Annotated in this window: 18 protein-coding genes; 14 read left to right on the top strand and 4 right to left on the bottom strand. The window is 69.5% G+C overall.

Annotated features, from left to right (window positions below):
• Positions 1 to 35: 35 nt before the first annotated feature.
• Entirely contained in the window at positions 36 to 461 is a 426-nt protein-coding gene (locus ACFO5K_RS22925; protein WP_378566939.1) for an acyl-CoA thioesterase, read from the top strand.
• Positions 421 to 1,137 carry a hypothetical protein gene (locus ACFO5K_RS22930; RefSeq protein WP_378566716.1) on the top strand — a complete coding sequence of 239 codons (717 nt, stop codon included), beginning with the start codon at positions 421 to 423 and terminating at the stop codon, positions 1,135 to 1,137. Before ACFO5K_RS22925 ends, ACFO5K_RS22930 begins: the two co-directional genes overlap by 41 nt.
• 27 nt (positions 1,138 to 1,164) lie before the next feature.
• On the opposite strand, the gene ACFO5K_RS22935 is transcribed toward ACFO5K_RS22930, so the two are convergent.
• Together ACFO5K_RS22935 and ACFO5K_RS22940 are read right to left on the bottom strand one after the other, a co-directional pair.
• Positions 1,165 to 1,860 (bottom strand): AzlD domain-containing protein, encoded by a 696-nt coding sequence (locus ACFO5K_RS22935; RefSeq protein ID WP_378566719.1) that lies wholly within the window; start codon positions 1,858 to 1,860, stop codon positions 1,165 to 1,167.
• Positions 1,861 to 1,906: 46 nt separating this feature from the next.
• A complete protein-coding gene (locus tag ACFO5K_RS22940) occupies positions 1,907 to 2,602 on the bottom strand; it encodes an AzlC family ABC transporter permease (protein WP_378566722.1) in 696 nt (231 codons plus the stop codon).
• 67 nt (positions 2,603 to 2,669) lie between these two features.
• Between ACFO5K_RS22940 and ACFO5K_RS22945 the strand changes: the two genes are divergently transcribed.
• Entirely contained in the window at positions 2,670 to 3,239 is a 570-nt protein-coding gene (locus ACFO5K_RS22945) for a helix-turn-helix domain-containing protein (RefSeq protein WP_378566724.1), read from the top strand.
• On the opposite strand, the gene ACFO5K_RS22950 is transcribed toward ACFO5K_RS22945, so the two are convergent.
• Positions 3,240 to 3,848, bottom strand: a complete 609-nt coding sequence (locus tag ACFO5K_RS22950; protein WP_449289694.1) for an HNH endonuclease — start codon at positions 3,846 to 3,848, stop codon at positions 3,240 to 3,242.
• A gap of 289 nt (positions 3,849 to 4,137) precedes the next feature.
• Between ACFO5K_RS22950 and ACFO5K_RS22955 the strand changes: the two genes are divergently transcribed.
• The 10 genes from ACFO5K_RS22955 (at position 4,138) to ACFO5K_RS23000 (ending at position 12,555) form a co-directional block, all read left to right on the top strand.
• Complete coding sequence (locus ACFO5K_RS22955) at positions 4,138 to 4,551, top strand: globin (RefSeq protein WP_378566730.1); 414 nt, start codon at positions 4,138 to 4,140, stop codon at positions 4,549 to 4,551.
• 227 nt (positions 4,552 to 4,778) lie between these two features.
• On the top strand, positions 4,779 to 6,380 hold the full coding sequence (locus ACFO5K_RS22960) for a glycoside hydrolase family 13 protein (protein ID WP_378566733.1): 1,602 nt from the start codon (positions 4,779 to 4,781) through the stop codon (positions 6,378 to 6,380).
• A gap of 71 nt (positions 6,381 to 6,451) precedes the next feature.
• Positions 6,452 to 6,730 (top strand): aa3-type cytochrome oxidase subunit CtaJ, encoded by a 279-nt coding sequence (gene ctaJ / locus ACFO5K_RS22965; RefSeq protein ID WP_378566736.1) that lies wholly within the window; start codon positions 6,452 to 6,454, stop codon positions 6,728 to 6,730.
• Positions 6,717 to 7,181 (top strand): DUF5130 domain-containing protein, encoded by a 465-nt coding sequence (locus tag ACFO5K_RS22970; protein WP_378566739.1) that lies wholly within the window; start codon positions 6,717 to 6,719, stop codon positions 7,179 to 7,181. Before ctaJ ends, ACFO5K_RS22970 begins: the two co-directional genes overlap by 14 nt.
• A gap of 176 nt (positions 7,182 to 7,357) precedes the next feature.
• Entirely contained in the window at positions 7,358 to 7,903 is a 546-nt protein-coding gene (locus tag ACFO5K_RS22975) for a carboxymuconolactone decarboxylase family protein (protein WP_378566742.1), read from the top strand.
• Between the two features lie 112 nt (positions 7,904 to 8,015).
• Positions 8,016 to 8,639: a pyridoxamine 5'-phosphate oxidase family protein gene (locus ACFO5K_RS22980; protein ID WP_378566745.1), complete on the top strand. Its 624-nt coding sequence runs from the start codon at positions 8,016 to 8,018 to the stop codon at positions 8,637 to 8,639.
• Positions 8,640 to 8,718: 79 nt separating this feature from the next.
• Complete coding sequence (locus ACFO5K_RS22985; RefSeq protein ID WP_378566748.1) at positions 8,719 to 9,864, top strand: MFS transporter; 1,146 nt, start codon at positions 8,719 to 8,721, stop codon at positions 9,862 to 9,864.
• A 39-nt stretch (positions 9,865 to 9,903) separates the two neighbouring features.
• Positions 9,904 to 10,770, top strand: a complete 867-nt coding sequence (locus tag ACFO5K_RS22990) for an alpha/beta fold hydrolase (RefSeq protein WP_378566751.1) — start codon at positions 9,904 to 9,906, stop codon at positions 10,768 to 10,770.
• 115 nt (positions 10,771 to 10,885) lie between these two features.
• A complete protein-coding gene (locus ACFO5K_RS22995; protein ID WP_378566754.1) occupies positions 10,886 to 12,079 on the top strand; it encodes a lipase family protein in 1,194 nt (397 codons plus the stop codon).
• A gap of 77 nt (positions 12,080 to 12,156) precedes the next feature.
• Positions 12,157 to 12,555, top strand: a complete 399-nt coding sequence (locus tag ACFO5K_RS23000) for a helix-turn-helix domain-containing protein (RefSeq protein ID WP_378566757.1) — start codon at positions 12,157 to 12,159, stop codon at positions 12,553 to 12,555.
• Between the two features lie 214 nt (positions 12,556 to 12,769).
• Here ACFO5K_RS23000 and ACFO5K_RS23005 read toward each other — a convergent pair whose 3' ends face one another.
• A complete protein-coding gene (locus tag ACFO5K_RS23005) occupies positions 12,770 to 13,369 on the bottom strand; it encodes a TetR/AcrR family transcriptional regulator (RefSeq protein ID WP_378566760.1) in 600 nt (199 codons plus the stop codon).
• Between the two features lie 59 nt (positions 13,370 to 13,428).
• Here ACFO5K_RS23005 and ACFO5K_RS23010 point away from each other — a divergent pair, with 59 nt between their 5' ends.
• Complete coding sequence (locus ACFO5K_RS23010) at positions 13,429 to 14,547, top strand: patatin-like phospholipase family protein (protein WP_378566763.1); 1,119 nt, start codon at positions 13,429 to 13,431, stop codon at positions 14,545 to 14,547.
• The last annotated feature ends 34 nt before the right edge of the window (positions 14,548 to 14,581 follow it).

A 14,581-nucleotide genomic window follows, 5' to 3' on the forward strand; every position in this document is an offset into this window, starting at 1 on the left:
CGCCGAACGGCAACATCGCCACAGCCGCACCGGAAATGGTGCTGCCCAAGCGCTTTCATGCCAAGGTCGAGATCCGCTGGTCGGATATGGATGTGTTCCAGCACGTCAACCACGCTCGGATGGTGACCCTGCTGGAGGAGGCCAGGATCCCGTGGTTGTTCGACGGCGCCAAACCGACTGCGTCGCTGGGGCGCCAGGGGTGTGTGCTGGTCGATCTGCACGTGAAGTATCGCGGGCAGCTGCGCCACGAGGACACCCCGCTCGACATCGCCATGTGGATCGAGCAGTTGCGCGCGGTCGACTTCACCATCGGCTACGAAGTGCGCGCGCACGGTGCGCCGCTGGATTCGGCGCCCGCGGTGACCGCGAGCACCCAGCTCGCCGCGTTCGACATCGACACCCAGCGGTTGCGCAGGCTCGATGCCGCCGAGCGCGACTACCTGGCACTGTGGCGGGCCTGATCCCGTGAGCTCCGATCAGCGGGTGCTGCACACCCCCGACCCCGCCGAACGCGAGAACCTGGCCACCTTCCTCACCCATGCGATCCGGCTCGATCCGGCCGCCGTCGTGCGGATGCGCCGGCGGGGATCGAGCCTCGTGTCCGCCTGGGTCACCACCGGGTTCGAGACCCTGGCCGTGCGCACGGTGACCGCCGAGCTCGGTGTCGACGATGTGACCGTCGGTGCCGACTCTGTGCTGGCCGGGCTCGGCACCGGCCATCCGATCGACCTCGGCTATTCGCTGGATTCGGCCTGGCGCGGTGCCCTGCCGCCCACCGACGGGTTCACCCACCTCGACGACGTCCCGGCCCGCACCCTGGTCGAACTCGCCGAGCGCGGCGCCGATCTGGCACGTGAACACGGCGGCCCCCACGGCCCGCCGCCGTCCCTGCTGGATCAGTCGGTCCTCACCGTCACCGGTGCGGAGGATCTCGAGGTGCAGGTTCCCATGCGAGTCGTGTTCGCGCTCACCGCGATGGACTTCATTCCGCACGCCGGGGAAAAGGTCGAATCGCACCGCATCCAACCCTCGGAGCTGGTGCGCGTGCGCGCCACCCGAACCTGGTTGCGACTCGACGCCCGCTACGGTTCCGTCGCACGCAGACTCGGTGGCGGAATCCCGCTGACGCCCAGCTGAGGCCATGACGCCGCTCGCCTTGCGGAGTCAGTGCACGCCGAGCAGTCGCAGCAGCGCGGTGGTCGCCGCGGCGGCCAGGACGGTGACGAGCAAGGGGGCGCGCCGCCACGCGAGTGTCCCGCCCACGGCTACGCCCGCGGGCAGCGCGATGCCGAGCTCACCGGAACCCGTGGGCAGCGTCGAGGTGGCGACCAGTGCGGCGAGCAGGATCAGTGCGCCGGTGTCGAGCAGGCGGGCCATGCGGGCAGACAAGCGAAGCCGATGCCGGAGGGCGGGGCCGGTCCAGCGCAGCGCATAGGTGCCGATGGCCAGCGCGAGCATCGCGGGGACGAGGTACGGCTCGTTCACGAGCCCCGCACCGCTCGCGCGCCGCGCCGAGGTGGCTCGATGCCGAGGGCTGCCGATCGCCCGCCACGGGGCCCGGCGTGCGATCGCGTGCTCTGCGCATTCGCTGGGTGCCCGGCGCTGCACCGCGCCTGCCCCGCGTTGCACCGCGTCTGCCGCGGGCTGCACCGCGCCTGCCCCGCGTTGCACCGCGTCTGCCGCGGGCTGCACCGCGCCTGCCCCGCGTTGCACCGCGTCTGCCGCGGCCTGCACCGCGCCTGCCCCGCGTTGCACCGCGTCTGCGGCGGCCTGCACTGCGCCTGCCGCGCACTGCACCGCGTCTGCGGCGGCCTGCACCGCGCCTGCCCGGCGCTGCACCGCGTCTGCCGCGGGCTCCACCAGAAGCGCCGCATGCGCCGGGCGTGGTCGACGGACGGTGCCACGATCAGCATGATTGCCCCGCCGTGGCCACCTTTTCCTGCGGTCGCAACGCGAACACCAGGCCGAGCAACGCGATCAGCACCGGCAGTCCGGCCGGCACGAAAGGCGCGACCACCACAGCGAGCCCGGCGCCGGCCAGGACCGGCGGCAAGGTCGCTCGGTCGCGCAGGGCGGGCAGGATCAGGGCGAGCAGGATGACCGGGAACACCGCGTCCAACCCGAGGGCCGAGGTGTCGGGGACGAGCGAACCGAGCGCCGCGCCGAGGGCGGCGCCGAGCGGCCAGCACAGCGCCACGCCGATCCCGCACGCCCAGTACGCCGCGCGTTTGCGTTCGTGATCGCCGGGTGCGGCGGCGAAGGCCACCGATTCGTCGTTGAGGACGTGGATGCCGAGCGCCCGGCGCCATCCCTGCCCGAACACCTCGGGCGCCGACAGGCCGTAGGGCAGGTGGCGGACGTTGAGCAGCAGCCCGGCGACCACTGCCGCCAGTGGGCTGCCACCGGCCGCGACGATGCCGAAGAACAGCAGCTCCGAACCGCCCGCCAGCACCGTCACCGCCATCACCACCGGCATCCAGGCGGGGAATCCGGCCGCGATCGTCGAGGCGCCGTAGGACACGCCGAACAGGCCGACGGCGAGGCACGCCGCGGCAACGGCCGCGACGGTGCCTCTATCGAGTGTTCGCCATATCGAACGCATGTTTTTCATAGTGAACGGACCGGGTGGGTAAAGTCAACGTGATATCGCCAGCACCCAGGAGACACTGATGGACCGGCAGGACGCGGTCGCCGGACCGCCCCAAGCGGTGATCGCGGCGGCACTGCGCCGCGAGCGCGCCCGTGCGGGTTTGTCGCTGACCGAGGTCGCGAGCCGGGCCGGGGTCGCGAAATCGACGCTCTCGCAACTGGAATCGGGCACCGGCAATCCCAGCCTGGAAACCCTGTGGGCGTTGTGCGTGGCGCTGGAGATGCCGTTCTCCCGGCTGCTCGATCCGCCGCGGCCCAATGTCCAGGTGATCCGCGCGCAGGAGGGCACGCCGGTGCCGTCGGCCGATGCCGACTACCGGGTGACGTTGCTCGCAGCCGGCCAGTCACACACCCGTTGCGACGTCTACCGCATCGCGGCCGAACCCGGCTACCCGCGCCGTTCCGACCCGCACACCCCCGGCGTCGTGGAACACGTGGTGCTCGCGGCCGGACACGCCATGGTGGGACCAGCCGAGGAACCCGTCGAGATGCGCCCTGGCGACTACATCCGCTATCTGGGTGATCTGCCGCATGTCTTCGAAGCCCTCGAACCGGGGACATGGGCCACGATGGTCATCGAGAGCGCCTGATCAGGCCGCGCCTTCACCCAGGTATTGCAGCCAGGCCGGATCCAGCTCGGCGGTGGTCGAGAGCAACCGCCAGTGCGGGCCCTTGGGGGAGACCAGCGGATGGCGCAGGGTCCAGCCGAGCTCGGCGAGCATCTTGTCGGCTTTGCGATGGTTGCACGGTGCGCAGCTGGCCACGCAGTTCTCCCACGAGTGCTCACCGCCGCGGCTGCGCGGGATCACGTGGTCGATGGTCTCGGCTTTGCCGCCGCAGTAGCCGCAGCGGTAGCGGTCGCGGTGCATGAGCGCGGCGCGGGTCATCGGCACCCGGGCGCGGTAGGGCACGCGCACATAGGTGCGCAGCCGGATGACGGAGGGAATGGCCACCGTGGCGCCCGCCGAATGCAGGACGGGGGCTTCCGGGTCGTCGTGGACCGCGTCGGCCTTGGCGCAGATCAGCAGCACGACCGCGCGGCGCGCGGACAGGGCGGTGAGCGGCTCGTAGGTGGCGTTGAGCAGGAGCACCCGGCGTTTGCGCCATGCGGCGGCGTCGTGGTCGCCGGCGAGGTGCAGTGGCGTCCGGCGGTGCGGTAGGTCGTGCAGACCGTGTGCGCCCGGATAGTGGTCGGACAAGATGTGCAGCGGAATGGCCCCCGAGTCACGATTGTGGACCTCGGCGGGCTGGAGTTGTCGGTGCGCGCGCGCCTCGGGTGACCGGGCGCCTGGTCGCTGCTTCATCTTGACCTCAATTTCATGATTGGCAGGATCATGTGGTATCTGGGGCCGATACTGCCCCCAGTTGACCATGCCTGCGTCGGTATTGCACGGCTATTTTTCAAACTTCCGGGTGAACTGTGGTTGAAGGGCAGCGTGTTCGTGATCGAGGCTGCCGACGGGCCGCGCCGCCCGCGAGACGGGCACAATGGAGCGCGTGACTTCAGGCGAACAGACAGCGACCTCGTTCTACGACGCGGTGGGCGGCGCGGAGACCTTCCGCCGCATCGTGTCCGTCTTCTATCGTGAGGTCGCTGCTGACGAGATCCTGCGACCACTGTATCCGGAGGAGGATCTGGGGCCGGCCGAGCGCAGATTGCGGATGTTCCTCGAGCAGTACTGGGGTGGTCCGCGCACCTACTCCGACGAACGCGGGCATCCCCGGCTGCGGATGCGGCATCAGCCGTTCGTGATCGGCCCGCTCGAGCGCGACGCCTGGATGCGCTGCATGCGGATCGCGGTCGACGAGATCGAACCGTCGATTCTCGACGCCGCCCACCGCAAGGCGATGCTCGACTACTTCCAGATGGCCGCGGCCTCGCTGCAGAACGCGCCCGTGTGACGAAACGCGCACCGCGTTCGGGTGGCCGCGCCGCGCGATGTCGCGCCCGACAGCCGGGCGTGCCCCGGGTTCGCTGAACACCCGCCGGTGGGGGCCCTGTTCGGGGCAGAAGTTGGGGGGTACTCCGATGTTCGCGCCGCAGCCGGTGGAAGCTGACGATTTGCCGGATTCGCAGAAAGTCTCGTGCCGCAGGAATATTGTCGGTGCACTTTGGCAATATTGCGGGTGTGACACAGACACCTGCCTCGCCGGTGCCGGGGGATAAAAGCACCGCTCCGTGGTGGAAGACCGCCGTGTTCTATCAGGTCTATCCGCGTTCGTTCGCCGATTCCGACGGTGATGGCATCGGGGATCTCGGCGGTGTGCGCGAAAAGCTCGGCTACCTGGAGCTATTGGGTGTGGACGCGCTGTGGATCTGCCCGGTGACGCGTTCGCCGCAGGCCGACGGCGGCTACGACGTGTCCGATCCGCGCGATATCGACCCGCTGTTCGGCGGGCTGGCCGCCCTCGACGAGCTGATCGCCGAGGCGCACGACCGCGAGATCAAGGTCACGATGGACCTGGTGCCCAACCACACCAGTGTCGAACACGCGTGGTTCACCGCGGCGCTGTCGGCGGCCCCGGGCAGCCCGGAACGCGCCCGCTACATCTTCCGCGACGGTCGTGGCGCCGACGGCGCGGAGCCGCCCAACAACTGGCCGAGCATTTTCGGTGGCCCCGCCTGGACCCGGGTCACCGAGCCCGACGGCACCCCTGGGCAGTGGTATCTGCACATTTTCGCGCCCGAACAGCCCGATCTGAACTGGGACAACCCCGAGGTCGCCGACGACTTCGAGAAGACGCTGCGTTTCTGGCTCGATCGCGGGATCGACGGGTTCCGTCTCGATGTGGCCCACGGCATGGCCAAGCCCGACGGCCTGCCGGACATGGCGAAGGTCGACACCAAGATGCTGGTCCACGACGACGACGATCCCCGATTCAACAACCCGGGCGTGCACGCCATCCACCGCCGCATCCGCACCGTGCTCGACGACTACCCGCGCGCGGTGGCGATCGGTGAGGTGTGGGTCGACGACAATGTGCGCTTCGGCGAGTACGTGCGACCCGACGAACTGCACCTGGCGTTCAACTTCCGGCTGGCCGAGGCGCCGTTCACCGCCGAGGCGGTGCACACCGCGATCACCCACTCGCTGGACGCGGTCGCGGGGGTGGGTGCCCCGCCCACCTGGACGCTGTCCAACCACGACATCGAGCGTGAGGTGACCCGCTACGGTGGCGGCAAGGTGGGGCTGGCCCGGGCGCGGGCGATGCTGATGGTGGAGTTGGCGCTGCCCGGCGCGGTTTTCGTCTACAACGGTGCCGAACTGGGCCTGCCCAATGTCGACGACCTGCCCGAGGACGCGCTGCGCGACCCGGTGTGGGAGCGCTCGGGCCACACCGAGCGCGGACGGGACGGTTGCCGGGTGCCGATTCCGTGGGAGGGTGCCGCCGCGCCGTTCGGCTTCACCGAGGGCACGCCGTGGTTGCCGCTGCCCGGCGAGTGGGCCGATCGCACCGTGGAGGCCCAGCTCGAGACCCTGCACTCGACGTTGTCGCTGTATCGGCTGGCGATCGATCTGCGCGGCACCCGCGCGGAGTTCGCCGGTGACCGGATCGAGTGGTACGGCAGCCCCGACGGCTGCCTGGCCTTCCGTAGACCGGGTGGTCTGGTGTGTGTGCTGAACGCCTCCGACGGGCCCATCCAGATGCCGCCGGGCGAATTGCTGCTGGCCAGTGCGCCGGTCAGCGAGGAGCGTTTACCCGCGAACGCGGCGGCCTGGTTGGTCTGAGCCGGACGGACACGCGGCTTTCGGGGCAGCCGGAGGATGAACTACTACACAGCATCGTCTACCTTTGGGGGGTGAGCATTCTCGAGACAGTGCTGATCTTCGTCGGCATCCCGGCCGCGATCTACTTCGCGATCGCGGGTTTGTCCTATCTCGGTAAGCCACTGCCCGGTGAGAAGCCGGCCCACTTCGCGCTCGGGCAGAAGTGGACCCACCCGCCGGTGCTGTGGAGCGCTACCGACGAGGTGACCTCTGCGGGAGGTCACCACACCGCCGAGCCGCATGGCAGCCATGCGGCTCTCGAAACCGCGCATGCGGAGCTGATCGGAGGCCGGGCAAGTGGCAAGTTCTAGTTGGCCCACGGTGGTCGAGGCCGACCTGCCGCACGGATCCGCGCTCACCAGCAGCGGCCGGGTATCGGCCGTGCACGAGCCGGGCACGGTCTTCGACGAGGTGCCGTTCACCGACCGTGAGCGGGTGTCTCTCGACAACGCGCTCACCGAGGCGACCCGCGCGACGAAGGTCCGCTTCAACATCTATCTCGGCGATCTCGGCGCCACTCCGGCGGCCGGTGCCGACGCGATTCTGCCGAACACCCCCGAGGCGGCCGATTCGGTGCTCATCGCCGTGTCGCCGAACCAGGGTGTGATCGAGGTGCGTTCCGGTGCCGCGGTGGCCGAGCGGGCCGACGACCGCATCTGCCAGCTCGGTGTCACCGCTGCGCTGGCCTCGTTCCGGCAGGGCAACCTGATCGACGGCCTGATCTCCGCGGTCCGCGTGATGGCCGCCGCGATGAGTCGCTAGTTCTTTTCGCTGCCGTTCGGCGCGTTCACCCGTGAGGTGAACGCGCCGTTCGTGTTTCCGGCCCCGTGTGCGCCGATCTTTTTCGAAGTTTTTCTCCGATGCGGGAATCAACGCCCAGAAGTAACCGTTCAACACTTGATGAAAGGTTAGACAGTACTGATCGAAAGGCCCACACCATGTCTCGTCTGCCCCTGATCCAGCCCGACACCGCCACCGGCCGCGCCGCCGAACTGCTCGGCGACGTGCAGCAGGCACTCGGCGTCACCCCCAACATGACCAAGGCGATGGCCAACAGCCCCGCGGTGCTGGCCGGCTACCTGGGTCTGTCCGGTGCCCTGGGTGGCGGCGCGCTCGACGCCGCGACCCGTGAACGCATCGCGCTGCTGGTGGCGCAGGAGAACGGCTGCGACTACTGCCTGTCGGCGCACAGCTACATCGGCGCCAATATCGCCGAGCTCGCTGCCGACGACATCTCCGACAGCCGCCGCGGTGCGTCGTCGAACCCCAAGACCCAGGCGGTGCTCACCTTCGCCGCCGCGGTGGTGCGTTCCCGTGGCGAGGTCACCGAGGTGGAACTGAAGGCGGCGCGAGCGGCGGGCCTGACCGACGGCGAGATCGTCGAGGTCGTGGCCGGAGTCGCGCTGAACGTCTTCACCAACTACCTCAACAAGGTCGTCGACACCGACATCGACTGGCCGATCGTGCGGGCCCACACGCACTGAGTCCGGATGGGCCGCACCCACTTCCGGGTCCGGCCCGGCTGGTGATCGGAGAGGAAATCATGAGCGACAACTGTGTCGACGAGCAGGCGATCGTGATCGCACCGGTGACGTCGTGACCGGCCACTACGCGCAGGTGGCGTTCACCGACGCGGTGCGCGAACATCGACGCGCACACGGCAGTCTGCGCAGTTACGAGCGAATGGCGCAGGTCCCCGATGTGGCCGATTCGATCGGGCCCGACGAAGCCTGGTTCATCAGCGAACGCGACAGTTTCTACCTGGCGACGGTCGGTGAGACCGGCTGGCCCTACATTCAGCATCGCGGTGGCGCACCGGGTTTCCTGAAAGTGCTCGATGCCCACACGCTCGGCTTCGCCGACTTCCGTGGCAACAAGCAGTACATCAGCCGTGGCAATCTCGATCACAACGAGCGGGTCTCGCTGTTCCTGATGGACTATGCCGCCCAGGCCCGGATGAAGATCTTCGGCCGGGCGCGGGTGGTCGAAGCCGCCGAGGATCCGGATCTCGTCGCCTCGCTGATGGTCGAGGGATATCGGGCGCAGCCCGAGCGTGCGGTGTTGATCGAGGTCGAGGCATTCGACTGGAACTGCCGCCAGCACATTCCGCCGCTGTATCCGCGAGCCGCGGTCGCCGAGGCGATGCAGGGGCTGCGTGCTCGGATCGCCGAGCTCGAGGGCGAGATCGCCCGTCTGCGTACGGATTCGGCCGGAGACTGACGGCCCGTTACCGGCCTGGATCGAATGCTGTCCAGTGTCAACCGTTGAACACACTTTAGAGAGTTAGGATGTGACGGGCATGCGGCGCGAGCACCTTGCCTGGGCCGGACTGGCGGCGATGACCGTGTCGTTCGGCCTGAACTTCACCATGGGCGTGTTCTTCGCCCCCACCGCCGCCACGTACGGCGTCTCGGCGACCGCACTGGCCGTGGCCGCCGCGCTCGGCACCCTGGTCACCGGCCTGGCACAACAGGGAATCGGCAGGCTGCTGGACCGCTTCGGTCCCAAGGTCGTGCTGACCGGCGGGCTCACCCTGATCTCGAGCAGCTATGTGGTGCTGGCCGGTGTCACCACGACCTGGCAGTTCGTCGCCGCCTACATGGTGCTGGGCGGACTCGGCTTCGCGTCGGCGTCGACACTCACCGTGACGACCCTGCTCGGTCGGGCCCACGGCCCCCAGGCCGGACCCGCGATGGCCAGGGCCGCGATCGGCATCAACCTGGGTCAGCTGATCACCCCGTGGGCGGCGACAGCGCTGTTCGAACCGATCGGTGTGCGAGCCACCTTCGCGCTGCTCGGGGTGATCGGATTGGCCGCGACCGCCGTGCTGTGGCTGCTGCTGCCCGCCGACCAGCAGGCACCGTCGGTCCAGGGCGCGGGCGAGTCGTTGGCACATCGATGGAAAGTACTGGTGTCGTTCGGTTTACACGCGGCGACGCTCTACGTGGTGGTGCTGATGCTGCCCAAGCACGCGGTGGATCAGGGCTGGTCGGTCACCGGGGCGGGCCGGCTGGTGGCGCTGGCCGCACTCGCGGCCGGGATCACCTCCGCGGTGATGGTGCGGCTGCTGCGCCACTACTCGCCCGAAACCCTGCTGCGGGCGCTGTATTCGGTGCGACTGGCCGCCCTGCTGCCCGCCGTGTTCGTGCCGGGACCACAGGTGCTGATCGTGGTGGCCGTGCTGTTCGGCATCGCCTCGTTCCCGGTCATCCCGCTCACCATGGCGATCCTGTCGCGTGGCCTCGACCCGACCCGAATGGGCCGCACATTGGCTCCCGCCTGGGTGATCCACCAGCTCGCCGCCGCGGCGGGCCTCGGCGTGGCCACCGTCATCCACGCCGCCACCGACAGCTATCGCGGTTACTTCGCGCTCGGCGTCGCGTGCACCGTCGCCGCCGCCCTACTGCTCGCCCCGGTCCGCACCCGCGAACCGGCCGCCGTCTGACAACCAACCGTAGAACCCACTGAGAAAGCGAGATTCACGATGAGCGCGATCCACCACAACACCGCCGACATCCAGGGCCAGTCGATCTTCTATCGCGAGGCGGGCGACCCGGCCAAGCCCACTGTCGTGCTGCTGCACGGCTTTCCGACGAGCTCGGCGATGTTCCGCAACCTGATTCCCGCCCTTGCCGCGGACTACCACGTGATCGCCCCCGACCACCTCGGCTTCGGCCAGTCCTCGATGCCGGCGGTCGACGAATTCGACTACACCTTCGACAATCTCACCGAACTCACCCTGGCACTGCTCGATTCGCTCGGCGTGCAGCGGTTCGCGATCTACATCCAGGACTACGGCGCCCCCATCGGCCTGCGCATCGCCTCGCGCCACCCCGAACGGGTCACCGCGATCATCACCCAGAGCGGCAACGCCTACCTCGAGGGCTTCACCCCGTTCTGGGAGGTGCTCTTCGCACACGCGAACGACCGCGCCACCCACGAACCCGAGGTACGCAAACTGCTCGAACTCGACGCCACGACATGGCAGTACACCCACGGTGTTCCGGCCGACCGGCTCGCCCTGGTCAGCCCCGACACCTGGACCCTCGACCAGACCTACCTGGATCGTCCCGGCAACAAGGAGATCCAGCTGCAACTGTTCTTCGACTACAAGAACAACCTGGACGGCTACCCCGCCTTCCAGAAGTACTTCGCCGAGCACCGCCCGCCCACGCTGATCGCCTGGGGCGAACACGACGAGATCTTCGGCCCCGACGGCGCCCGCGCCTACCTGCGCGATCTCCCCGACGCCGAACTGCACCTGCTCGATGCCGGGCACTTCGCGCTGGAAACCCACGGTCCCGAGATCGCCGCCCTGATCCGCGACTTCCTCGCCCGCGCACTGAGCTGAGATCGGTGGACGGCTGGGTGCGCGCGCCCAGCCGTCCGGGCCGTCCATGATCATCGAGTAACCTGGTCGGCGGCTTATCGGCCGCGTCAGGGCTGTCGGTGTATCGGGGGAGAACTTGCAGACACGTAGTGCACTGGTGATCGTGGCAACCTGCCTGGCGTTGACCGCGTGTGCAAGCGACGACGCTTCGGTGGACTCGGTCGCGGGCGCCACGGCCGCCGGGTTCTACGACCCGAGCCCGGAATCGATTCCCGGGCGGCACGGTTCGGTGATCCGCTCGCAGCCGCTGACCGGCGCTCGAGCCGTGCCCGGCGCCCGCAACCATCTGACGCTGTACCGCTCGGTCGACGCGCACGGCGCGCCCGTCGCGGTCTCGGGGACGCTCGCCGTGCCCGAAGGTACGCCGCCGCCGGGTGGGTGGCCGCTCATCTCGTGGGCGCCGGGTACCACCGGCGTCGCCGACGTCTGCGCTCCTTCGCGTACCGAGGGTTCCTCGCCGAGCGCGCAGGAGCAGGCCCGCTGGGTGGCCGAGGGTTACGCGATCGCCAAGACCGACTACCAGGGCCTGGGCACGCCCGGCGGGCACGGCTACCTGATCGGTGACACCGAACAGCGAGCGATGGCCGACCTCGCCACCGCCGCCCGCGAAGTCGACGACTCGGTCGGGTCGCGCTGGGTGGCGATGGGCCACTCGCAAGGCGGGCACGCCGCACTGTTCGCCGCCGGGGCGGCCGCGGCGTGGGCACCGGATTCGGAGCTGCTCGGCGCGGTCGCGCTGGCGCCGGCCTCCCACCTCGGTGAGCAGGTGCGGATGGCGAAATGGTCGGTGTCGAACCCGCTGGGCTCCCTCGGCACCGGCGACGTGGCGGTCTACTTGCCGCTGCTGGTGCGCGGCGCGCAGACGGTCACCGATCTCGACCCGGCGCGCTTCCTCACCGACCGCGCGAACGCACTGTTACCGATGGCCGACTCGGCGTGCACGGGCGAGTTGCGCGAGCAGGACAACTGGGGTGGTCTCTCGCCGCGAGAGGTGTTCACCGAGGACGGCGACCTGTCGGCCCTGCTGCGCGTACTCGACGACAACGACCCGAGCGGACTGCGTTTCACCGCGCCGGTACTGGTCCTACAGGGTCGCTCCGACCGCACCGTCCCGTTGAAGGCCACCGACGCGATGGTCGCCGAACAACAGCTGCACGGCCAGTCAGTCGACTACCGAAAATACGACGATGTCGGCCACAGCGACATCGTCTCCGCTTCCTTCGCCGACGCCCTCGCGTGGGTGGACAGCCGCTTCGGCATCACCGGCTGATCGATCGCGCTTCGTGGGGGTTACGCCCAGAGCAGAAGAGGCGGGTGTGTCGGCGGTGGCGTACTTACTCTCGGAGTATGGGCGAGCACAACGGGTTGCGGGTGATTCCAGGCGGGCGCGATGCACAGCAGTCGCGGCCCGAACCACTCTGGCGGGAAGCGCTGGGTGCGCGACTGCGTGCGCTGCGGCTGGAACAGCAGGGCACGCTCGTCGACACCGCGGGTCGTGCGGGCATCTCGCCGCAATACCTGTCCGAGGTCGAACGCGGCCGCAAGGAACCCTCCAGCGAGATGATCGCCGCCCTGGCCGGTGCGCTGGGAACATCGCTGGGTGAACTCGTCGGCCAGGTAGCCGAAGCGATGCGCCGGCACGCGCTCGTGCCCGCGCGCGCGGTCGTGCTGGGCGGGCAGCGCCGGATCGCCCCGGCACATTCCACACCCACCATCGCACCCAACGCCGTGCTGCTGGCCGCCTGACCCGCACCCCGCCTGCGCCCGGGTCCCACTCGAGGTCCGTCCTCCGCGCACCGCCGGGGCTGAACGACTGCCGGCAGCGCGCAATCCCCACCCATAGCGCTGAACCCCCACGAATTCAGAACTCGATGGCCCGGGCCTGAAAATGGCACCGTTGTTGTCCGCGTGGGCCGGGGCACTGGTCGCCGTCGCCGTGTGGCCGGGTATTGGTCGGCGCTCAGGCTGTTCGGGCGGCGGCGATCTGGCTGCGGAGCAGGTCGACGATCGCGCTGACCGGGAGTTCCGGGTCGATCGCGCGCTGCACGCCGAGGCCGATGCCGAGTGAGAGTAGTTGCAGGGCGGTGTCTTCGGCCGGCATCGCCAGCTCGAGGCCCAGCTGGCTGGCCTGGGTCCGAATCACCGTGGCGAGCATCGCGGTGAGTGTCGCGCGGCGCTGGGCGAGTTCGGTGCGGACCTCGGGCAGGTGCCGGGTGCTCGTCGCGAACTCGACTTCCAGCGCGGTCCAGCCGACATCGCCGATGTTCGCGTCGGCCCAGCGCGCGAACCCTTCGATCCGTTCGGTCATGGTGTCGTGCGACAGCATCGCGTCGACCAGTGACTCTGCGCGCTCGACATGTACGACGTCGAGGACGGCGAGGCCCAGTTCGTGCTTGGTCGCGAAGTTTGAGTACACCGCGCCTTTGGAGAAACCCGCTTCGGTGGCCACTTTTTCCAGCGAGGTCACGTTGTAGCCGTCGGCGAGGAACAGCCGCTTGGCGGTCTCGACCAGTCGCTCGCGGGTGCGCGCGTGCGATTCCTTGCGGGTCATCCTGGCCATGTACCGAAGTTTAGCAATAGGGCTACCGCTGGAATCCGAATACCGTTAGTCTTTGAAATATGACTACTCGACGTGGCCTGGCCATCGGCTGCGGTGGCCTGCTCGGCTTCGCCTGGACCGCCGTGGCCCTCGATGCCGTGGAACGCGCCATGAACTGGGACACCCGCACCGCCGACGTGCTGATCGGCACGTCCGCCGGCGCGGAACTCGTGGCTGCGCTCGGCTCCGGCCGCACCCCCGCCGACCTGCTCGCCGCCCTCGACGGCGCTCCCGGCGCCGACCCGGTCCTGGCCCGGCACATAGCTGTCGACCCGGGCAGATTCCCGCCGCTGCCCGGGCTCGGACTCCCCGCCCTCGGCCTGATCGGCGCGGGTCTGCGCACCCGTTCGCCCTACACCGCGCTGGCCGGACTCCTGCCCCGCGGCCGCGGCGACGCCGACTGGCTGCGCTCCTACGGCCGCTCCTTGGCCGACCCCAGCGGCTGGGTGAGTCACCCCGCGACGTGGGTGGTCGGCGCCGACGCCGCCACGGGCGAGCGAGTGATCTTCGGGCCGGACGAATCCGGCAACGGCACCGGGTCGACCGCAGAGTCGGCCGGTACTGCGGTGTCCGGGCTGCCGGTCGACGCTGCGGAAGGTGAGAAGTCGCCCGGTACGTCGGCGGGATCGTCGGCCGGTGCCGGCTCATCACGGGAGCCGGTCACAGTGCCGACGAACCGGGCCGAGGCGGGAGCGGTGGACCTGGGTGACGCGATCGCGGCGTCCTGGGCGATCCCCGGCTGGTTCCCGCCCGTGCCGATCGGTCCGAGGTACTACGTGGACGGTGGTTCGGTGTCGTCGGTGTCGGCCGACCTGCTGGCGCCACTCGAACTCGACGAGGTGGTCGTGATCGCACCGATGACCTCGGCGGGCGGCGCACCCGCCACCGGCCTGGACCGGATCGAACGCCTGCTGCGCGCGCAGATGACTCGCGGCCTCGACCGCGAAGTGGCCCTGCTGCGCGCCGCGGGCACCCGCGTGATCCGCGTCGAGCCCGGCCCCCGAGAGCTCGCCGCCATGGGCCCGAACTTCATGGACAGCACCCGCCGCCCGGCGACCCTGGCGGCGGCCCGCGCGCACCTGCCCGCCCGGGTCACCGCGGCGATCCGCGCCGCCGATCTCGCGCAAGGCAGCGTGTGAGCGCGGTTCCGGTTCGCGCACAACGATCTTCGTT

Origin of the sequence: Nocardia halotolerans (genome assembly GCF_042650145.1) — a bacterium.
GTDB lineage: Bacteria > Actinomycetota > Actinomycetes > Mycobacteriales > Mycobacteriaceae > Nocardia > Nocardia halotolerans.